General features: G+C 47.3%; 13 protein-coding genes. 8 read left to right on the top strand and 5 right to left on the bottom strand.

Features of this window, described 5'->3' with window-relative positions:
* Positions 1 to 76: 76 nt before the first annotated feature.
* Positions 77 to 1,876: a RagB/SusD family nutrient uptake outer membrane protein gene (locus tag OIM59_RS18175; RefSeq protein WP_299170681.1), complete on the bottom strand. Its 1,800-nt coding sequence runs from the start codon at positions 1,874 to 1,876 to the stop codon at positions 77 to 79.
* 26 nt (positions 1,877 to 1,902) lie between these two features.
* Entirely contained in the window at positions 1,903 to 4,938 is a 3,036-nt protein-coding gene (locus OIM59_RS18170) for a TonB-dependent receptor (RefSeq protein WP_303898034.1), read from the bottom strand.
* 339 nt (positions 4,939 to 5,277) lie between these two features.
* Here OIM59_RS18170 and OIM59_RS18165 point away from each other — a divergent pair, with 339 nt between their 5' ends.
* Entirely contained in the window at positions 5,278 to 7,056 is a 1,779-nt protein-coding gene (locus OIM59_RS18165; RefSeq protein WP_303898032.1) for an alpha-1,3-galactosidase B, read from the top strand.
* A gap of 81 nt (positions 7,057 to 7,137) precedes the next feature.
* Here OIM59_RS18165 and OIM59_RS18160 read toward each other — a convergent pair whose 3' ends face one another.
* The gene (locus OIM59_RS18160) at positions 7,138 to 8,832 is read right to left on the bottom strand and encodes a Na/Pi cotransporter family protein (RefSeq protein WP_072541505.1); all 1,695 of its coding nucleotides are present in this window, start codon (positions 8,830 to 8,832) and stop codon (positions 7,138 to 7,140) included.
* A gap of 81 nt (positions 8,833 to 8,913) precedes the next feature.
* On the opposite strand from OIM59_RS18160, the gene OIM59_RS18155 reads away from it, so the two are divergent.
* From OIM59_RS18155 to OIM59_RS18130, 6 genes are all read left to right on the top strand, one after another.
* Positions 8,914 to 10,587: a nucleoside kinase gene (locus OIM59_RS18155; RefSeq protein ID WP_303898313.1), complete on the top strand. Its 1,674-nt coding sequence runs from the start codon at positions 8,914 to 8,916 to the stop codon at positions 10,585 to 10,587.
* A gap of 74 nt (positions 10,588 to 10,661) precedes the next feature.
* A complete protein-coding gene (gene rpoN / locus OIM59_RS18150; protein ID WP_303898030.1) occupies positions 10,662 to 12,143 on the top strand; it encodes an RNA polymerase factor sigma-54 in 1,482 nt (493 codons plus the stop codon).
* A 114-nt stretch (positions 12,144 to 12,257) separates the two neighbouring features.
* Positions 12,258 to 12,833, top strand: a complete 576-nt coding sequence (locus OIM59_RS18145) for a hypothetical protein (protein ID WP_288352677.1) — start codon at positions 12,258 to 12,260, stop codon at positions 12,831 to 12,833.
* Between the two features lie 34 nt (positions 12,834 to 12,867).
* A complete protein-coding gene (gene gcvH, locus OIM59_RS18140; protein ID WP_022354983.1) occupies positions 12,868 to 13,248 on the top strand; it encodes a glycine cleavage system protein GcvH in 381 nt (126 codons plus the stop codon).
* An 18-nt stretch (positions 13,249 to 13,266) separates the two neighbouring features.
* Positions 13,267 to 13,776, top strand: coding sequence for a 5-(carboxyamino)imidazole ribonucleotide mutase (gene purE / locus OIM59_RS18135; RefSeq protein WP_022354982.1), 510 nt, complete (start codon positions 13,267 to 13,269; stop codon positions 13,774 to 13,776).
* Between the two features lie 4 nt (positions 13,777 to 13,780).
* Positions 13,781 to 15,622 (top strand): 4-hydroxy-3-methylbut-2-en-1-yl diphosphate synthase, encoded by a 1,842-nt coding sequence (locus OIM59_RS18130; RefSeq protein ID WP_303898027.1) that lies wholly within the window; start codon positions 13,781 to 13,783, stop codon positions 15,620 to 15,622.
* A 101-nt stretch (positions 15,623 to 15,723) separates the two neighbouring features.
* On the opposite strand, the gene OIM59_RS18125 is transcribed toward OIM59_RS18130, so the two are convergent.
* Together OIM59_RS18125 and OIM59_RS18120 are read right to left on the bottom strand one after the other, a co-directional pair.
* Complete coding sequence (locus tag OIM59_RS18125; protein ID WP_299170697.1) at positions 15,724 to 17,121, bottom strand: ATP-binding protein; 1,398 nt, start codon at positions 17,119 to 17,121, stop codon at positions 15,724 to 15,726.
* A 276-nt stretch (positions 17,122 to 17,397) separates the two neighbouring features.
* Positions 17,398 to 20,214 (bottom strand): pitrilysin family protein, encoded by a 2,817-nt coding sequence (locus tag OIM59_RS18120; protein WP_303898025.1) that lies wholly within the window; start codon positions 20,212 to 20,214, stop codon positions 17,398 to 17,400.
* 141 nt (positions 20,215 to 20,355) lie between these two features.
* Here OIM59_RS18120 and OIM59_RS18735 point away from each other — a divergent pair, with 141 nt between their 5' ends.
* Positions 20,356 to 21,942 carry a sensor histidine kinase gene (locus tag OIM59_RS18735; protein ID WP_369695927.1) on the top strand — a complete coding sequence of 529 codons (1,587 nt, stop codon included), beginning with the start codon at positions 20,356 to 20,358 and terminating at the stop codon, positions 21,940 to 21,942.
* The last annotated feature ends 67 nt before the right edge of the window (positions 21,943 to 22,009 follow it).

Raw genomic sequence — 22,009 nt, 5'->3', positions numbered from 1 at the left:
TATGATTTCCAAATGCCGCCTGCCTCTCTGCGGGAAAGGCAGGCAAGCCCTATTCTCAGTCTACCAGTTCATTCAATTAGGGGTTCTGTCCTAAATCGTAAGGATAGGCATCATACTGAGCCTGCGGGATAAACTCGCATACAGAAGGAGAGTTGTAAGGAATCTCCAAGTAACGGTCACCCTGTCGCAAGGTGTGTCCACCTGGATATTTGCGGTCGAGCGTATGACGCCAGCGGAACACGTCGAACCGACGGAGACCTTCCCATGCAAATTCCAGCATACGTTCTTCTTCAATGATTTTATGTATATCCTTCGGCTGGCCGTTTTCAGCAGTCTGGATATTTGTCAATGTCCATTCAGGAATACCGGCTCTCCGACGAATTACGTTCACGTCGTCGAGAGTGGTCTGTGTAGAACCACCTTTCTCCAGATTAGCCTCTGCACGAATCAGGTACATTTCAGCCAGACGAGAGATAATGGGCGACCACAAATGGTAATACTGTTCCTGATAAGAACATTTATTAATGGCATATACCAAGAACATGGCCTCCTTTTGGTGAAGCGTTCTGGCATCGTATACACGCGGTTCGATACGGCCTATATATTTTGTACCGTCCTGAGCCTGCACATAATAGCGGGTTCCCAGGTTATAAGGTTCCGACTGGATGGTCGCACTCCGGAAATTGGCCGCATCGTCCGCACCCATGGCATACGTTCCATCGTTCTGTTTGGTAACAGAAATCTGACGGTATTCATAATTAGCATTGGCACCTGCCTGCTTGGCAGCATACACAAAGGTCCAATCCTGATAGTTCCGTTCGGGGTTGCCGGTAATGGGATATTTGGACGTATCCGTTCCATCCTCTACATAACGTTTGGTAATGAAACCGCTACGCAAGTCCTTGGGATAACCCTGGTTGTCCAAATACAACTCCAGCAAATTCAGGTAAGGAGCAGAAGCATATACTTCTTCCCAACCGCTGTTATCCACCTGAATGTACAGACCTCCCATTCTTCCATATCCACCGTCGTCTTTCAGTTTTGTACGACGTACGGCAAAAATGGTTTCAGAGTTGTCCTCAGGAACAAACTGAGAGTAGATTTTATAGTCGTCGCCCTGCAACAGCTGGAAACGACCTGAATTAATAACCTCATTAGCCATATCCCAAGCACCGTCCCAATTTTCCATGTACAGATACACGCGAGCCAACAACGCCTGAGCAGCTTCCTTGGTAGCATAGCAACTGTTTTTCGGAGACATACCAGACGGCAGTGTCATATAAGTAATGGCTTCCTGCAAATCTTTTACAACCTGATCGTAGATTTCAGCCACCGTAGAACGAGATTTAGGCAAGTCATCAGGATCGCTGGTCAGCTTCAACGGCAGACCGGGGTTCTGTGTAGGATTATTGGAATAAGGCTGAGCAAATTCATTCACCAGCAGAAAATACGACAAGGCACGGAGGTAATAGTTCTCACCTACAATGACCTTTTCCTCGTCGGTGATGTTCGCACCCAGTTCGGCTCCCATCTCAATCACCTTATTGCAATTACCGATGGTACGATAGCCCAACTCCCAGGCATATTCCGTAACTGAACTATTAATATTACGGCTATAGTCATAAATATCAAACTTCGCATCGGTCGAAGTACCTCCCCATGAAAGGTCGTCAGCACCGTAAGCCCAGAAAAAATATCCATAATCAATCAGTCCGCCATCGTATTTCAACATGCTGTAACTGCCTTGCGACAATTCCACAATGTTACGGGCTGTCACGTCCTCACCCGTCACCCCGTCGTACATATTCACGTCCAAGCTACAGCCTGCCAAGGCAAACGCAGCCGACAAGGCACCTAATGTATATTTCAGTTTCATAGTTTTATCTTATTATTTATCATTACTTAGAAGTTAACATTCAATCCTATGGTGAAACGTCTTACAGTAGGATAGCCGAAACTGCCGGCACTACCGTTGTAAGAAGAGGACAACAGAATTTCAGGATCCTGACCAGAGAACTTAGTAATCGTAAACAGGTTTTCTCCGCTCAAACTGATATTGGCTCCCGAAATCTTCAACGAATGCAACCATTTCTTGGGAAGACTGTACGATAGTGTCAAAGTCTTCAGTTTAAAATAGTCGCCATTTTCCAGGTAACGGGTAGAAGTGTTCGAAGCACCATTGTTACCACCGGCTTTCAACTGCGGATGTGTAGCGATATCACCTGGTTTTTCCCAACGGGTCCATCCGTCAGCCAATCTCATAGCTGGCTGAGAAGGACGTTCTGCATCACGGTCAAGTGCACCGGCACGCATACCGTTGTAAATCTTGGCACCGGCACTGAAAGTGAAGTTCGCGTTCAGTGACAAACCTTTCCAGCTGAGATTGGTGCTCAAACCACCGTTTATCTTCGGCGTAGGAGAAGCATCGAGCAGTACGTTGGTAGCTTCATTGTAGTTACCGGTTACGGTCTTGATACCGGTCTCAGGATCTACCTTGAACCAAAGCGGTGTACCTGTCATGGTATCTACTCCGGCCCATTCTTTCATATACCAGTTCATATAAGGATAACCTACTGCAACTGCCTGCATCGTCAAGTCATCGCCATCGGGCAGGTAAGTCACCTCATTGCGGTTATAACCCATGTTAAAACTGATATCCCAGTACCAGTCTTTAGTTCTAATCAGTTCAGGAGTAATGGTCAGTTCCACACCGGAGTTTTCCATCTTACCGTTGTTGGCTGTCTGACGGTTGAAACCCGTTACAGCAGACAAGTGACGCAGGTAAATCAAGTTCTTCACTTTCTTCAGATAATAATCAAAAGTAATGTTCACACGGTCGAACAGGCGGATATCGATACCGGCATCGAAGTTAGCAGTTTCCTCCCAAGACAAGTCGGGGTTACCCTGATAGTTGGACAAGAAAGCGATTTCGTTGGCATACTGAGAAGTATAGCCGAAGATTGTAGCCCACTCGTAAGCACCACCCGGCTGGTTACCACTGATACCGTAAGACACACGTGGCTTCAATTCGTTAATCCATTCTACCCCGCTGAGGAAGTTTTCCTTGTGCATATTCCATCCGGCACCGACTGACCAGAAGGTAGCCCAACGCTTGTCACTACCAAATTTAGAAGAACCGTCTCGACGAATCATACCCTGAATCAAGTATTTGCTATCGAATGAATAATTGACATTCAGATAAATAGCCGCATTCTTCGATTCCGTCTTCGTACCACTGGCAGTAGGATCATCCGCACCTGCATTGATGATTTCGGCTCCCTGGAAAATCTTGTAAGCTGTAGCCGCAAGATCCCAGTAACGATATTCATCGTAATCATAACCCAAATAAGCATTGATTTCGTGTTTTTCACCGAAAGTCTTCAGGAAACGAAGCAACTGGCTGGTATAGATAGAACGGGTATTTGACTGTCCGTCATAGTAAGAACCATTGGTTCCCGCACCCGAACGGCTGTTAGGATCCACGTAGGAATTAGAATAATTATTACTGAAACCAACACGGTTGTTAGATTCAAAAGTCAGTCCGTCGATAATCTTGAAATCAAGACCAAGGCCCAAGTCTAGACCGTTGCTACGGGTCTTTCCCCAGTTCAAGGCTCTATCATACAAGAAGTTGGAACCTCCATCGGAATACCAGTAGTCATCCGGGTTGGCAGTTGGAGCATCTGCAGCTGTCGGTACCCCCTGCGTACCATCCTTTATGTTTCCATGTGAATCCCAAGGAGTATCCCACGGCGTATAGCTGGTATGTACCAAAGAGTATTCCTGGTTGTTAGTTTCCTTGTAGCTGGCAGAAATCTTTGATTTCAAAGTCAAGCGGTCATTCACCACATAATCAGTGTTCGAACGGATGGTGAAACGGTCGTAATCGAATCCTTTGATGGTACCTTCTTCAGAATAATAATCGGCCGACAGATATGCCTTGATTTTTTCATTACCGTAACGGTAGCCAAGGTTGTAATTCTGTGTCAATGCATTCTGAGTGGCCAAATCCCACCAGTCAAAGTTCCGGTCACGCAGATAAGGCTGCAACCAACCCTGTGCATCCAGTGTTCCGGCATTTTCGTATGCCGTACGCACATAGTCGTAATACTCCGCACCCGACATCATCTCCAGATTACCTTTCTGCAACTGAGAGACACCGAACTTAACCGACAAATCAAATTGTGAAGGCCCTGTAGTAGCACGTTTGGTAGTCACCTGAATGACACCGTTCGCACCACGAGAACCATAAAGAGCTGTAGCCGAACCGTCTTTCAGGATAGAGATGGATTCGATATCATTCGGGTTCAGGTCGGCAGAAGAGGCTCCCACAACCCCATCAATTACCCACAAGGGCTCTACATTACCACGGATAGAACCAATACCACGCACACGGATACTCACTCCGTCGCCCGGACGACCAGAAGTAGGAACCACTACCGCACCGGCGATTTTACCCTGCAGCATATTGGCCACACTCGGTGTAGTGATATCTTTCAATTTATCCGCTTTAATAGAAGAAATAGAACCAGTGATGGAGCTTTTACGTTGCATACCATAACCCACTACTACTACTTCATCAAGTGCCTCCGAGTCTTCACTCAGCTTAATAGTCTGGTTATGGGCCGTCGCCGTCACTTCAATAGACTTGTAACCCACAAAAGAAATGACCAGTTTGGCACCTACCGTACCTTCAAACTCATACTCTCCATCGAAGTTAGTAATCGTACCGATGGCCGTACCTTTGATCAATACATTCGCCCCGATAATCGGTTCACCTGTCTTTGCATCTAATACAGTACCCCTAAGTTTGGTTGTTTGTTGAACAACCGAAGCCATTGATTCCGGTACAGTGGATGTAGCAAATGTTGGAAGAGATGCGCAATAAAAAACACTTGCTAACACCATCAGCCGGCTAACATTGTTTGTTTTTCTCATTTTCATAATATTAAAATTGAGATTAGTAGAATATACTTATATTTAATCCTCGCAAATTTATAGAAAAAAATCAAATACTTCCATAATAACTATAAAATATTTTAGTATTTAACTATTCAATTTCATTTTAAGTTCATCTTATGAATAAAATAAATGAAAAAGTTTATTATATTTCATTGTTTATATACTCCTACATCAAGCATAAAAGCCATTCTGCGATAACAAAAATCATTTCTGCTCCTCACACTATGCCAATAAACTATCCTACTAGAATTTACAATAAAAGAAGAAAACATTTACCTTTGTCATTAATTATTCCAAACACTTAATTCATAAACTATGAGAAGAAAACTAGGATGTCTGCTGCTGGCCACGGCCCTCTGCCTGCCTGTATGTGCCCAGCAAGTGTATAACATGGCCCGGTTCGGCATTACTCCCGGGAAGAAAAGCAACATGTCGGCCCGCATGGAAAGAGCGCTGGCCAAAATCAGGAAAGAAGCCAAGAAAGGCGAGACACTGATATTACGCTTCCAAAGTGGAACGTATCACTTCTATCCGGAAGAAGCGGCAGAACGCACATATTATATTTCTAACCACGACCAAACCAATCCCAAGAAGGTAGGGCTGGCACTGGAAGACCTGCAATCCGTCACACTGGAAGGAAACGGAGCAAAATTTATCTTCCACGGACAGATGATTCCGCTTTCCTTGCTGCGCAGTACAAACTGTACGCTGAGGGACTTCAGCATCGACTTTGAAAACCCACACATTGCCCAAGTACAGATTGTGAAAAATGAAGGCGACAAAGGCATCACTTTCCGCCCCGCTTCATGGGTGAAATACCGCCTGACCAAAGACTCCATCTTTGAGACCTACGGCGACGGATGGACCTTGCGTCCGATGTCGGGTATCGCCTTTGAAGCGAAAAGCCACCACATTGTATATAATACCAGCGACATAGGCTGCCCCACCAAAGGCTGCGTCGAGGCTGGTGAGGGACTGGTGTATGCGCCCCGATGGAAGGACAAGCGACTTCCCGAAGGTACGGTGGTAGCCATGCGTTCCTGGGACCGTCCCACTCCAGGCATCTTCTTGTCGCACAACACGCACACCACCCTGAAAAATATCCAGGTGCACTACGCACAGGGCATGGGACTGCTGGCACAGCTTTGCGACAGCATTTACATGGACAGCTTCAGTGTCTGCCTGAAAGGAGAGAATGACCCACGCTATTTTACGACACAGGCCGACGCCACTCATTTCTCGCAATGCAAAGGTGAAATCGTATCGGTGAACGGAGTATATGAAGGGATGATGGACGATGCCATCAACGTGCACGGCACCTACCTGAAAGTAACAAAACGGATAGACGACCACACGCTTCTGGCACGCTACATGCACGAACAGGCCTGGGGATTCGACTGGGGGTTTGCCGGCGACGAGGTACAGTTCATCCGCTCACAAACCATGGAACTGCTGGACGGGACCAACCATATCGAAAGCATCACGGCCCAGGACCAGCCGACTGCTCATGGCGCCAAGGAGTTCCGTATCCGTTTCCAGCAACCGCTGCCCGAGGAACTGAACAACCAGGAAGCCTTCGGCATTGAGAACCTGACCTGGACGCCCGAAGTGTATTTTGCCCACAACACCATCCGGAACAACCGTGCCAGAGGTTCTCTTTTCAGCACGCCCCGAAAGACCGTGGTAGAACACAACCTGTTTGACCACACCTCCGGAACCGCTATCCTGCTGTGCGGCGATTGCAACGGCTGGTATGAGACAGGAGCTTGCCGCGAAGTAATTATCCGTCACAACCGGTTTGTAAATGCCCTGACCAACATGTTCCAGTTTACCAATGCCGTGATTTCCATTTATCCGGAAATTCCCGATTTGGAGCATCAGGTGAAGTATTTCCACGGAGGAAAACCGGGAGCCATCCAGATTACGGACAACGCATTTGAGACCTTCGACCTGCCCATTCTCTATGCCAAGTCGGTAGACGGACTGGTCTTCAAACGCAACCGTATCCACACCAATACCGACTACAAGCCCTTCCACTGGAACCAGAACCGCTTCCTGCTGGAGAAAGTGAACCGGGTGGAAATTGCCGAATAACCCCCTAAAAAGCCTCATCCCCGCCACCGACGTATACCGTCTGTAGCGGGGATGAGATTCTTATATATCCGGGCTTCTTTCTCAAGCCTTCTTTTCCTTCACGTCCCGATGGGCCTCTACCACATTCACCACATAGTCACCCAGTTTCTCACACTCGGCAATGATATCCATGTAGTGTACTCCCATCTGGTAATCGTATTTCTTTTCGTTGACATCAATCACGTTCTGGTTCTTCAGCTGGTTCCGGTAGTTGTTGATTTCCGTCTCAATGTTGAACGACTTGTTCACATCCACCTGCTGATGGGTATCTCTCACCAAATCAAGCATCTGTGTCAAGGCATTGTCCGTCAGCTGGAACATCTGCGCGATGTGCTCATACTGTGCTTTCGTGAAATCTTCGTTCCCCCGGCGCTTCCGGTTAATCGTGCGGGCCAAGTTGTAACAGCTGTCACCGATGCTTTCTATCTCTGTCACCTCACGGAGCATCCCCCGGATTTGCAGTTTACTTTCCGAACTCAACCGGCCTTCGGACACTTGTGTCAGGTAGTTTGCAATCTCCAGTTCCATGTTGTCACTGATGTTTTCGTATTTCTCCACCCGGCTGAACAGCTTGTTGAAATCATTCTCATTCTCGGTATGAAGCAAGTCGCGTACCATGCGGAACATGCGCTGGATACGTTCGGCAAACAAGTTGATTTCTTTCCGGGCCTGCAAGATGGACAATTCTGCCGTAGAAAGCATACCGCCGGTGATGAACTGCAGGCGATATTCTTCCTCCTGTTCCTTCTGCGGGATAATCTTGCACACTGTCTTTTCGATAAAGTGTACGAACCATATCAGAATCAACACGTTGCACACATTGAAACAAGTATGGAAAGCCGAGAGTTTAAAGGAAACAGCCACTCCGTCCGCCTCACTCACATTCATGAAATCGGAAATAATCCAGTCTACCATTGCCAGGAAAGGCTTGAATAGAATCAATACCCAGATAACCCCAAACACGTTGAACATCAAGTGCGCCATGGCCGCCCGCCTCGCCTGCGTATTGGCCGTCAGGGCCGCCAGGTTGGCCGTAATCGTGGTTCCGATGTTTTCACCCAGCACCAAGGCCGCTCCCAGCTCAAAACTAATCCAGCCGTTGGCACACATAATCAACGTAATCGCCATCGTAGCCGCCGAAGCCTGCACAATCATGGTCAATATCGTACCGATGAAGACAAACAACAGCACGGAAAGGAATCCCATATCCGTATAGTTCTGCACAAAGGCCAGCATGTCCGGATTCTGACTCAAGTCGGGTGCATTGGTCTTCAGCAAGTTCAAGCCCATGAACAAGAAAGCGAAACCGAAGATAAATTCCCCGATAGATTTGCGGGTACTTTTCTGCGAAAAAAGTAAAGGAATACCGATGGCCAGAAGCGGCAGGGAGAAAGCGGAAATGTCTACCTTAAAGCCGAGAGCCGAAATAATCCACGCTGTCACGGTGGTTCCGATATTGGCTCCCATAATCACCCCGATAGACTGAGAGAGTGTCAACAAACCGGCGTTTACGAAACTGACCACCATCACGGTAGTGGCAGACGACGACTGAATCAAGGCAGTAATCAGCATTCCGGTCAGAACTCCAGTGACACGGTTCGTAGTCATTGCGGTTAAAATACTGCGAAGTCGGTCGCCCGCAAACTTCTGAAGTCCCTCACTCATGATTTTCATTCCATAAAGGAAGAGCGCCAACGAGCCGAGAAGCGCTAAAAAATCATAAAAAGAATATTCCATTTGTAATTAGTTAAATAGGAAAGAGGCTTTTAATTGTTTAATGAGTAAATTAACTGCCTATTCACAAGGTTAGTAACACATATTACATTTATGCTACAAATATATTGCAAAAATAATAATTTAACAAAAGATTTCCCCGAGGGATGTTCACTTTTGGATATTTATAACGGTTTTAATCTGTCCATGCCTTACGGTCCGGTCAGTGCCAAAGTCAATAATAAGGTTGAAAGTCTCGACTTCCGGGTGTACTACAACAAAGACGTGGAATTTCTGGACATCACCAGTCCGTCGGGCATGCGGACCTACGTCCGTTCGCTGTTCTTCATCCTGGTCAAAGCAGTGGAAGAACTTTATCCTCAGGGAAGTATTTCCTTGGAACACCCCATTTCGAAAGGCTATTTCTGCAAGCTCCACATCGACCGCACCATCGGACTGGACGACGTGCAGCGCATCAAGCAGAAAATGCAGGAAATCATTGCGGCCGACATTCCCTACGTACGTACGGAAAGTCACACCGACGAAGTGGTACGCCTGTTCGAAGAACGGGGTATGGGAGACAAGGCCCGCCTGCTCGACACCTACGGACAGCTCTACTCTTACTACTACCGTCTAGGGGATACCGTGGATTGTTACTACAGCAGCCTGGTCCCCAGCACCGGATACATCCGCCTGTTCGACATCGTGAAATACTACGACGGGCTGCTGCTGCGGATTCCCAACCGTGCCAACCCGACCAAGCTGGAAGAGGTGGTGAAACAGGAAAAGATGCTGGAAGTCTTTCAGGAATATCACCGCTGGAACCAGATTCTGGGCATCAGTACGGTGGGCGACCTGAATGTGGCCTGCAACGAAGGACATGCCACCGACCTAATCAACGTATCGGAAGCCTTGCAGGAAAAGAAAATCGCACAGATAGCCGATGAAATCACCCATTGCAACCAAGACGGCAAACGGGTGAAGCTGGTACTGATATCCGGCCCTTCCTCTTCCGGGAAGACCACCTTCAGCAAGCGGTTGAGCATCCAGCTCATGACCAACGGCCTCAAGCCCTACCCCATCTCTTTGGACGATTATTTCGTGAACCGTGAAGATACTCCGCTGGACGAGAACGGAAAGCACGACTTTGAATCCCTCTATGCCGTAGACCTGCCTTTCTTTGAGAAACAGCTCACCGCCTTGCTCCACGAAGAGGAGGTGGAATTGCCCCGTTACAACTTCACCACCGGCAAACGGGAGATGAGCGGCAAGAAGCTCCGGATAGACGAACATACCATTCTGGTGATTGAAGGTATTCATGCCTTGAACCCGGCCCTGACCTCGCACATTCCGGCAGAGAATAAATACAAAATCTACGTGTCGGCCCTGACCACCATCCTGCTCGACAACCACAACTACATCCCGACCACCGACAACCGGTTGCTGCGGCGCATCATCCGCGACTACAAGTACCGTAACTACTCGGCAGAAGAGACCATCGCCCGCTGGCCAAGTGTAAGAGCCGGAGAAGAGAAATGGATATTCCCCTATCAGGAAAATGCCGACGCCATGTTCAACTCGGCCCTGCTTTTCGAACTAGCCGTACTGAAAGACTATGTGGAACCTGTCTTACGGAAGGTGCCTAACCGCTGTCCGGAGTACTCCGAAGCCTACCGACTGCTGCGGTTCCTGAACTATTTCGTATCGGTGCAGGATAAGGAACTTCCGCCCACTTCCCTGTTGAGAGAGTTCCTGGGAGGCAGCAGCTTCCAGTATTAAAAAATTTTCCTTTTGCTGTGTTGTTCATTTAAATTATTATTTTTGCACGCAGTTCATTAGATTTAAATAGAAAAATGGTACAAGGTTCACGTCAAGTACAAACACAAGCGCAACAACAGGTACAGACCCTGTCTCCGCAACAGATACTGGCTGTCAAGCTGTTGGAACTCCCTACGCTGGAGTTGGAAGAACGGATTCACGCAGAGTTGCTGGACAATCCGGCACTGGAAGAAGGGAAAGAAACGCCCGACACTTCCGATGACCTCAACGAGGATTACAACACCACCGACGAGGACGGAGAACCGAATACCGACACGGGAGAGGACATCTCGCTGGGGGATTACCGCACGGAAGACGATATCCCTGACTATAAACTGCAGGAAAACAACCGCTCGAAAGAAGACCAGGCAGAAGACATTCCGTTTTCGGATAACGTGTCTTTCTACGAAACGCTGAAAGAGCAGCTCGACATGCAGCACCTCACGCCGGAAGAGAAACAGCTGGGAGAATACCTCATCGGCTCGCTCGATGACGATGGTCTGCTCCGCAAATCGACCGACACCTTGATCGACGAACTGGCTATCTACCAGGGCATCTACACCACTGCCGAGCAACTGGAGCACGTGCTTTCCATCATCCAAGACTTCGACCCCGCCGGCATCGGCGCCAGAAGCCTGCAGGAATGTCTGCTCATCCAGATTCGCCGGAAAGAAGACTCCCCCCTGAAACAGATTGAGCTGGACATCATCGGAAAATGCTGTGACGACTTCACACGCAAGAACAAGGAGAAAATCATTCAGAAACTGAATATTACTGAAGAACAATATAATGCGGCTACGGCCGAACTGACCAAGCTGAACCCGCGTCCGGGTAGCTCCATGGGAGAAGCCATCGGGAAAAACCTGCAACAGATTATACCCGACTTCCTGGTGGAGACGGAAGACGACGGCACCATCCACCTGAGCCTCAACAACCGGAACGTGCCGGAACTGCGGCTGAGCCGGGAATTTACGGAACTGCTCGACGAGCATACCCGCAACAAGCAGAACCAGAGCAAGGAATCGAAAGATGCCCTGATGTTCCTCAAGCAGAAAGTAGACGCCGCACAGGGATTCATCAACGCGGTAAAACAACGCCAGCAGACCTTACTGAGCACCATGCAAGCCATCATCGACCTGCAACGTCCGTTCTTTGAGGAAGGCGACGAATCCTTACTCCGCCCGATGATTCTGAAAGATGTGGCCGAACGTACCAAACTGGACATCTCCACCATTTCACGTGTGAGCAACAGCAAGTACGTGCAGACCAACTACGGCATCTATCCGCTGAAATTCTTCTTCAGCGACGGCTATACCACCGAGAACGGGGAAGAGCTTTCCGTCCGCGAAATCAAGCGCATCCTGAAAGAATGTGTGGATAGCGAAAACAAGGAAAAGCCCTACACCGACGATGAACTGGCCGACATGCTGAAAGAAAAAGGCTACCCCATCGCCCGGCGTACCGTAGCCAAGTACCGTCAGCAACTGAACATTCCCGTAGCACGATTAAGAAGATAACTGATTTATATGGAAGAAACCAGCATCCCTGATGAACTGACTTACCATGACCCGGTTCCCCGCGACCCGGAAAGACCGAAGGGTGCCCTGTTCACCACAGCCCGCATCATTTCGATGGTCTTTACTCCGTTCATGGTACCCTTTGTGGCATTCTGCCTGCTCTTTTTCTTTACGTATCTGAGCATCATGCCCTTCCAATACAAGCTCACCATACTGGGACTTGTGTATTGCTTTACCATCCTGATGCCGATGCTCGGCATCTACCTGTTCCAGAAAATCAACGGATGGACCCTCCGCGAACTGGGACACCGGGAAAAACGCTTCATCCCCTATGGCATGACCATCCTGAGCTACATGGCCTGCCTGATTACCATGTACCATATCCACCTGCCCCGCTACATGAGCGGCATCATCGTGGCCACCCTGATTTGCATGGTCATCTGCACCGTCATCAACACCCGGGTCAAAATCAGCACCCACATGGCCAGCGGAGGACTGATGGTAGGCGGCCTGCTGTCCTACAGCTTCATCTTCCAGTTCAATCCTGTGGAATGGCTCTGCGTGTTCATCCTGCTGTCCGGCATGCTCGGTTCGGCACGGATTATCGTCAAACAACATACTTTAAAAGAAGTGGGCGGCGGGTTTTTGGTCGGTTTATTTTGTGGTATCATCGGAATTTTGTTTATTTGAAGACTGATTATCTTAAACTTTAAATTTATTCAATATGGAATTCCCAACTAACATCAAGTACACCAACGAACACGAATGGATTCGATTGGAAGGCGACACTGCCTACGTAGGTATCACAGACTATGCACAGCAGCAGCTGGGCGACATCGTATTCATCGACGTGACCACCGAAGGTGAGACTTTAGACAAAGGTGAAGTGTTCGGTACGGTCGAAGTGGTAAAGACTGTTTCCGATTTGTTCCTCCCCATCGGAGGCGAGATTCTGGAAGTCAACCCACAGCTGGAAGAACACCCGGAACTGGTGAACCAGGACCCCTACGGCGAAGGCTGGATTATCAAACTGAAACCGACGGATGCCGGCGAAATGGACGAACTGCTGGATGCCGCAGCCTACAAAGAGATTATTAACGAATAACTAAAATAAAAACAACGAATGAAACCAATTGTAAGTATCATTATGGGCAGTACTTCCGACCTTCCCGTCATGGAAAAGGCCGCCAAACTGCTCGATGAAATGCAAGTCCCGTTTGAAATGAACGCCCTGTCGGCTCACCGCACTCCGGCTGAAGTGGAGAAATTTGCGAAAGAAGCTGCCGGACGCGGCCTCAAAGTCATCATTGCAGCTGCCGGAATGGCTGCCGCACTGCCGGGAGTCATTGCAGCCAACACCACCCTTCCGGTCATCGGAGTTCCCGTAAAAGGTTCTGTACTCGACGGTGTAGACGCACTCTACTCCATCATCCAGATGCCTCCCGGAATCCCCGTGGCTACAGTCGCCATCAACGGTGCCATGAATGCGGCTATCCTGGCCGTACAGATGCTGGCCCTGAGCGATGCGGAACTGGCCCAGAAGTTTGCAGCTTACAAGGAAGGTTTGAAAAACAAAATCGTAAAAGCCAACGAAGAGCTGAAAGAAGTCAAATACGCTTATAAGACCAACTAACTGAATGAATTACTTCAACTATTCTCGCCGACAGGCGAACGAGGTATATGTGGGCGCCACTCCTATGGGTGGCGCTTATCCTATCCGTATACAGAGTATGACGAACACCGTCACCATGGATACCGAGGCATGCGTGGAGCAGGCCAAGCGTATCATCGAGGCGGGAGGTGAATACGTGCGGCTCACCACACAAGGTGTGCGTGAGGTGGAAAACCTGAAGAACATCAACGCCGCCCTGCGTGCCCAGGGATACCAGACCCCGCTGATTGCCGACGTGCATTTCAACCCGAAAGTGGCTGAAGTAGCGGCCCTGTATGCCGAAAAGGTACGCATCAATCCGGGTAACTATGTAGATGCTGCCCGCACCTTCAAGCAACTGGAATATACGGACGAAGAGTATGCAAAAGAAATCCAGAAGATACGCGACCGCTTCATTCCCTTCCTGAACATCTGCAAGGAGAACCACACGGCCATCCGTATCGGTGTGAACCACGGTTCGTTGTCCGACCGCATCATGTCGCGCTACGGGGACACCCCGGAAGGCATGGTAGAATCGTGCATGGAGTTCCTGCGCATCTGCGTGGAACAGAATTTCACGAACGTGGTCATCTCCATCAAGGCCTCGAACACGGTCATCATGGTACGTACCGTCCGCCTGCTGGTGGAACAAATGGAAAAAGAGGGCATGGCCTTCCCGCTCCACCTGGGAGTGACGGAAGCCGGTGACGGAGAAGACGGACGCATCAAATCGGCCCTGGGCATCGGTGCCCTACTGTGCGACGGACTGGGCGACACCATCCGCGTATCCCTGAGCGAAGCCCCCGAAGCCGAAATTCCGGTGGCCCGCAAGCTGGTGGATTACGTGCTGAAACGCGAAGGACACCCTTACATTCCGGCCACCGAAGCTCCGGAGTTCAACTACACGCATCCCAGCCGCAGACAAACCGTAGCCGTAGGTAACATCGGAGGCGACCAGCTTCCCGTGGTCATCTCCGCCCGTCTGAACAACGACCTGGAAGTGAGCGAACAGTTCAAACCCGACTACCTATACTGCGGACAGCGCTTGCCGGAAAACCGGAGAGCCGACATCGGCTACATCGTGGATGCCTGTGCCTGGGACGGCAGCGAACATACCTATCCGGCTTTCAACTACCAGCAGCTCATCGAACTGCATCACCATCCGGCCAAGATGAAATTCCTCTTCACTTCCTACCTCGGACTGAACGAAGAGGTGATGGCGTGTCTGCGCCTGCATCCGGAAGTAGTTATCGTGGCCCAAAGCAACCATTACAACCGTCTCGGTGAGTTCCGTGCATTGGCCCATCAGCTGATGAACCAAGGGCTGAAAAACCCGCTGGTATTCTTCCAACTTTATCAGGAAAGTGAAACGGAAGACCTGCAAATCAAGTCGGCCGCCGACATGGGTGCCCTGATTATCGACGGGCTGTGCGATGGTATCCTGCTCTACAACCACGGCAACCAAATCAGCAACCTGAAAGTAGATGAAACCGCCTTCGGTATCCTGCAGGCAGGACGTATCCGTACTTCCAAGACCGAATATATCTCCTGTCCGGGCTGCGGACGTACCCTGTACGACTTGGAATCGACCATCGCCCGTATCAAGGCAGCCACTTCCCATCTCAAGGGACTGAAAATCGGTATCATGGGCTGTATCGTCAACGGCCCGGGTGAAATGGCCGATGCCGACTATGGCTATGTAGGTGCCGGAAGAGGTAAAATCAGCCTGTACAAAAAGAAGGAATGCATTGAAAAGAACATTCCGGAAGAACAGGCCGTGGAAAAACTGATTGAACTGATTAAGGCAAACGGAGATTATAGAGACTGATTCTCCCCGGTCTACAAATAACAACCGTCTGCATGCATCGTGAAGATTTCCTTCAAGGCATGCAGACGGTTTTGTTTTAGACATTCTGAATCAGACTCCTTTTATTGCGCCTGTACGATATCTGCCGGATACAAAATCCTGGCAGCTTCTTTGTTTTGTGGCTCGTTCTTTAAGAACAGAACAATATGTACGCTTTGTCTTTTTTTTATAAAAGGCAAATACTTTATCTTTGCTTCAAGAGAATTTACAAGCCTGAGTGCATCTTCCTTGTTAGTCCATTTACATTCTCCTATGAGGATATGCTTTTTGTCCATTGATTCAGCTACCACATCAAGCTCTATCATCTCACCTTTTTTGTCCTCGCCAGTAAAGATTTTGCCCCACCATCGTGAAGCCATATTGTATGCTATACCATCCACAATGTTGCCACTTACATATTGCCGGCAAAGATGTTCCCAACAATGACCCACATACCCCGAGAACTGTGCCTTTATAAGGTTTAATACAGCCTCCGTACGTCCCAATTCAAGAATAGATTTATAGGGCGCAACAAATCTATAATTAAACCCCAGTAAACTGTCGTTGATAAGGTATATTCCTTTTTTACTTTTCTTTTCCTCTTCACCGAAGGGTACTTCCCGGCGTATATACCCTAATTCTCTCAGTTTGCCTAAGGGCTCGGTTATCTGAGTAGCTTCTTTCCCCACCCGTCCAGCTATTTCCGAAAGACGGTTAGCGCCATTACCTATAATGGAAAGCAAGGTAGACGCCTGCACAGTATCACGCATATCATCCCTTAACAAACGTATCGGTTCGTCTGCCAAAAATCCTTTGTTGTCCAACAACAATTTTTCTATTGCCGTTTCATTGTCCTTGTAGTCGGCTCTCAATTCCCAATACCGGGGGATTCCTCCCCATACCGCATACTCTTCCACTGCTTGTTGCGCATCACAGCCAAGTGCCTCCCCAATATACCGTACCGGTATGGGGGCAAGACGTATGATTTCATCAGCCAGTCCGTATAGCGGTTCCTTCCGGTCGAGTATGTATCCTTGCATCAGTTGCTGTGAAGAACCGCAAATGATGAGATTAAATTTCAGACATTTTTCATTCAGCAACTTTTGTATGACAGACGGCAGAGAGGGGCAGCTCTTGACAAGATACGGAAATTCATCCAGACAGATGGTACTCTTCTCCATAACCTGACGGTTTAACGCCCGAAAAAGTGTTTCCCAGTCCGGATATGTCACTTTATCAAAGTCTTCTATACCTCCCAATGCAGCTGTCTTTGCAAACAGCATACGCTGATTTGCCTCGTTCGTCTGATCACTTAAAAAATAAACATCTTTCCGCTCCCAGTCCATGACTTCTTTGATAAGTTTAGACTTACCTATCCTTCTACGTCCATAAATGACGATGAACTGTGGCTTTTCTCTTTGTAAAGCATTTCCAACTCTTTCAAGATAATCTTTTCTGTCAATAAAACTCGCGAATTCCATACCTTCTTAAATATATCTTTCACAAAGATAATCTTTTTAATATATATATCAAGAAAAGCAAATCTATTTTAGATTAAAAATAACAGATTCGAAATATCCACTTCAACGGTTTCATTATTTCTTTCTATCTTCAATTGCCGCCATCTGAAATGAAATTATCACTACATTATTTGAGGTTAATGCTTCACTCCGTCCAGATACATAATACCTGACAAACCTAAAAAGGGAAGAGCCGACATAGTCCATGTGGCCCTTCCCTTTGAAAAAATATCCTACTTACTCTTCAGGCATCATTACCAGAACCCTATAGTTATTCTGCTTCATTACTTCATTCACATAACTGGAGATTTCTTTCGGGGTGATGGACTGGATGACCTGTTCCGCCTTCACACAGACTTCAGAAGGCAGAAGCTCGTTGCCGGCCATCATGGAGCACCAGTAGCTGTTGGTTTGTTCGTCTGAAGTTATTTGCTTCACCATAAACTCCTTCACCTTGTCAAGTTCTTCCACGGGCGTTTCCTTTGCCAGTTTCTCAAACTCGCTGCGGATGATTTCAAGCGCACGGTCTTTCTTTTCAGGCTTCACCTGGAATATGGTCTGATAGACAACAGACACTTCAGACAACCGGTCCTGAGAGCCCTGCGTATATATACTGTAAACAGCTCCCTCTTTCTCACGGACTTCACTCAAAAGACGGGCAGAGATAATCTGTGCCGACATGGAAGCCATCAGCCTGTTCTTGAACGAGTAAGGCATCTTTCCGCTAATGATAACCGCCGCACTACCCTGAGGCACTTCCATCTTCAGGGAAAATTCCTTTTCCTCGTTGCCCGACTTGATTTCAACCGCAGGGTTATGCTTCAATTCCTGTTTCTTTCCCTTCACCGACGGCAAGGTGGCGATGTACTGCTCAACCAGTGCCTTTAATTCCGCTTCATCAAAGTTTCCACTGAATACGAAGGTAAACTCGGCTGCATTGGCAAGCTGCTCACGGATGATGGAAAGGATATCCTCACGGTTTGCCTTCTCAATGTCACTCACACCGAACACCTGCTTGTTGGGCGAAGAATAAAGGAATTCCTGCACCTTCTTCTGGAATACGAAGTTCGGATTCTGTTCCTGATTCTGAATAACTCCTTTATAAAGATTCTGCATGGCGACAAATTCATCCGGTGTTACTGTAAGTCCGGTGAAGGTCATGTATATCATCTCCATATAAGTCTTCAGGTCCTTTGGCGTAGTGTTTCCTGACAGACTGCGTACATAGTCATCCAACGTAATTTTCAGAGAAAGCTGTTTTCCGGCAAGTAGTTTTGAAAGATCGGAATTAGTAAAATTTCCCAATCCATGCTGTTCCAATACAGCAGGCATAAACATCAAGTCCGCAGCCTTGTCGTTTCCATAAACCGAAGTACCGCCTTTTGCCACGGCCATCATATTGATTTCATCCGCCTTGAAGTCGGTCTTCTTCAATATCACCTTGGCACCGTTTGAAAGAATCCATTCCTTGGCCCCGAAATCAGAAAGCATGTTTTCCTTCACCACCTTTCCGGCTGCCGGCAACTCGCTTACCAGAGGTTCATCCTTCACATTGTCCACGTAAGGAGCAATGTTTTCGGCTTCCACCTGAGAAAGCAATGCGAGAATATCTTCATCCTTGGGACAGGCCTCACCTTCGCGTGCAGGCATCATACCGAGAACCACCAGATTCTTGTCCGAAACAATCTGCGAGAACACCTGATTGACAGCTTCCACAGGAATCTGGTTCACAATCATGCTCATCATCTGATATTCCGTCTCGATACCCGGTATCGGCTTCTTATCGATGAAATTACGCACATACGATTCTGCCAGTGTCTTGTTCTCCTGCTGGTTCCGGTTATTGTATGCCTTTTCAAGCTGAGACAGGTATTCCGTGCGGCAACGCGCATATTCAGTGGCGGTAAATCCTCCCCTCTTGGCACGGAGAGCCTCACGATAGACAGCCTTCAGTCCTTCGTCGAAACTGTTACCTTTTGGAAGCATAGCAAATTGGAAAGCCTGTTTCGTCTTTGCCATAATAAACTCACCGTAAAATGCAGAAGCCGCCGCAAACGGAGCATCAGCTTTCTGTCCCAGTTCGTTCAGTCTTATCTGAAGCATCATCTGGGCCATATCGAGCAGATAAGCGGTTGTGATATCCGCCATTGTGCCCTTCAATGAATCGGGCAAGGCATCATACTTGAACATGATCTGAGCCACATATTTATCCTGCTCCTTATCCGAGCCGAAAGCTACAATCGGCTTTTCATTGTCGGCCACAGGGTAGTAAACCCTCTCTGCCGGATTGACAGGCTTCTCAATCTTTGAGAACAGTTCCTTGATCTTGCCTTCTATGCGGTCCACATCAATGTCACCCACCACGACTATTCCCTGAAGGTCCGGGCGGTACCACTTTTCATAATAGTCGCGCAAAGCCTGATGCGGAAAATGGTCCACCACTTCCATGGTTCCTATAGGAAGACGGTGTCCGTATCTGCTGTCCGGATAAAGCTCCGGAAGCAGTTTCTCCAAGATTCTCATATTTGGAGGCAGCTGGCTTCTCCATTCCTCATGGATAACAGCCCTTTCCTCGTCAATGTCCTTGCCATTCAGCAACAGGCCGTCAGCCCAGTCGGACAGAATCATCAGACAGGAGTCCTGCACCCCGATACGTTCCGTAGGTACACTGGAGATACGATATACAGTTTCATCAATACTGGTATAGGCATTCAGGTTATAACCGAACTTCACACCTACAGACTCCAGCCACTTGACCATAGAGTTTCCCGGAAAGTTCTTGGTCCCGTTGAAACACATGTGTTCAAGAAAATGCGCCAATCCGCGCTGGTCGTCCTCTTCCAGGATACTACCCACCTTCTGGGCGATATAGAAGTCCACCTGGTTCTTCGGATATTCATTGTGACGGATATAGTATGTAAGTCCGTTATCCAGTTTACCGATTCTCACTTCCTTATCTACCGGTACCGGAGGCATCTGCTGTGCCCTTACAACTGCCGGCAAGCAGGCAAATCCTGCAATGGCTACAAAAGCCAGTCTCATTATTCTTCTCATAATTGATATTTTAATGTTATTTCGTTATTTCGTTATTTCTTATGCGGCAAAGGTAGGCGCAAAGTGCAAGAGTTTATGTTATCGCTACGTTATCTTTAGGTTAATACAACCTTCAAAAAAATATTCAATCTCCTTTCCATAATGTTACATCTGAATATATCCATTCACTGTTCCAAACAATCCATTACCCCACCTAAATCTCTCTGTTGTGCAATAACCACTCTGACAATAGGCCAAATAATAGATAACTATATAAGATTCGTTCCGCCCATTCACTCCTCAAAAGATAATTCACTTACATTTTCTTTCTGTTTCCATATAATATCAATTTCTAATGTTACCTTTGTAAAGGTAAAAGTTAAACTTTCTACGCCAAGTAACTTCTCGTTATCACAATGCTTTCTGTTAATTATGCAACGTATTTATATTAGAATTATAACCATCATAAGTATATTTCTTGCATTAACACTCCAAGGAATATGGCTTAGAAACTCCTTCTATCTATATAAAAACCAATTAGAAAAATCCATCAATAATTTGTTTGCAAAAGCAACATTAGAAGAAGCGACATCGCATTTTTCAGAACTCCCCAAAGGAACAAAATTTCTCGGTGCTCCAAGAACCAAGAAAACAGGAACATACCCAGAGGTAACTTATTTATTAGAAAGCTTAGGAACATATGGCATTACTAATAATATTAATCGTCTGGATTCTATTTTTAAAGAAATGCTTTTTGAGCATAAAATAAAAACTGATTTGTATATCGAAAAAATAAAAAACGGAAATATTGTAGAAACAACACGTCAAGGGAATATTAAACGATTTGGCATTATTAGGACACAACCAATACCGATAAAGCTAGATAATTCATCAAACGTACAAGCCATTATCACAATTCCGTATTACAATATTTTTAGACAAATGTTGATACTCATTATTGCAACAGCAATCATGATGATTTTTATAATAGGATGCATAGTATATCAAATAAAGATCATATCAAAGCTAAACAAAATCTCCCAAATCCGTGAAGACTTCTCATACGCCATGGTGCATGACATGAAAACACCTCTAAGCACTATTATGATGATACAGGATATGCTGGAAAGCGGAAGGCTTGATAACAGACCGGAGATAAAGAACAAATATATGAGTATAGCAAAAAGCGAAACAGACCACTTGTTTGCTCTCACCAACAAGATACTTACAATTTCCAAACTGGAGAACCATAAACTGGAGATGAACAAAACAGAAATCGAGCTTACACCGATAATAGAGAAACTGACTGAAAAATTCAAGGCCAAAGCACAGAAACTTGTAAACTTTATCATCAGCTTGCAGGCCAAAACTGCTTATGCCGACAACGATTACGTGAGTGAAGTATTAAGCAATCTGATTGACAATGCCATCAAATACTCCAAGGAGAGTGTGGAAATACACATCACCACTGAAGAAAGCGAACGCTACACCATCCTGAAAGTGCGTGACAATGGGCTGGGCATATCCGAAGCCGACCAGAAAGTCATTTTCCAAAAATACGAACGCGCAGCAGCGGCAAAGCGCAGCCGCCGAAACGGAGCTTCAGGCTTCGGACTGGGCCTGAACTTTGTTGACCAGGTGATAAAAGCGCATGAGGGAAGAATATTCGTCAACAGCACAGAAGGAGAGTTCACGGAATTTACCATCTATCTGCCGCTTGAAACTCCAAATGACAGACACAATCGGTAAAACACAAAAATATTTAAGTGTAATTGCTGCTTTCCAGATAAGCCGTGTGTCAATGTAACGAGAACGA

This window comes from Bacteroides mediterraneensis (genome assembly GCF_025993685.1).
Lineage (GTDB): Bacteria > Bacteroidota > Bacteroidia > Bacteroidales > Bacteroidaceae > Phocaeicola > Phocaeicola mediterraneensis_A.
The sequence above is the reverse complement of the archived record's forward strand: the minus strand, read 5'-3'. Positions and strand labels throughout refer to the sequence as shown.

Coding starts and splice junctions, on each gene's coding strand:
- OIM59_RS18160 (WP_072541505.1), bottom strand. CDS start 8,832: ATGGAATATTCTTTTTATGATTTTTTAGCGCTTCTCGGCTCGTTGGCG.
- OIM59_RS18120 (WP_303898025.1), bottom strand. CDS start 20,214: ATGAGAAGAATAATGAGACTGGCTTTTGTAGCCATTGCAGGATTTGCC.
- gcvH (WP_022354983.1), top strand. CDS start 12,868: ATGGAATTCCCAACTAACATCAAGTACACCAACGAACACGAATGGATT.
- OIM59_RS18735 (WP_369695927.1), top strand. CDS start 20,356: ATGTTACATCTGAATATATCCATTCACTGTTCCAAACAATCCATTACC.
- OIM59_RS18125 (WP_299170697.1), bottom strand. CDS start 17,121: ATGGAATTCGCGAGTTTTATTGACAGAAAAGATTATCTTGAAAGAGTT.
- OIM59_RS18165 (WP_303898032.1), top strand. CDS start 5,278: ATGAGAAGAAAACTAGGATGTCTGCTGCTGGCCACGGCCCTCTGCCTG.
- rpoN (WP_303898030.1), top strand. CDS start 10,662: ATGGTACAAGGTTCACGTCAAGTACAAACACAAGCGCAACAACAGGTA.
- OIM59_RS18170 (WP_303898034.1), bottom strand. CDS start 4,938: ATGAGAAAAACAAACAATGTTAGCCGGCTGATGGTGTTAGCAAGTGTT.
- purE (WP_022354982.1), top strand. CDS start 13,267: ATGAAACCAATTGTAAGTATCATTATGGGCAGTACTTCCGACCTTCCC.
- OIM59_RS18145 (WP_288352677.1), top strand. CDS start 12,258: ATGGTCTTTACTCCGTTCATGGTACCCTTTGTGGCATTCTGCCTGCTC.
- OIM59_RS18130 (WP_303898027.1), top strand. CDS start 13,781: ATGAATTACTTCAACTATTCTCGCCGACAGGCGAACGAGGTATATGTG.
- OIM59_RS18175 (WP_299170681.1), bottom strand. CDS start 1,876: ATGAAACTGAAATATACATTAGGTGCCTTGTCGGCTGCGTTTGCCTTG.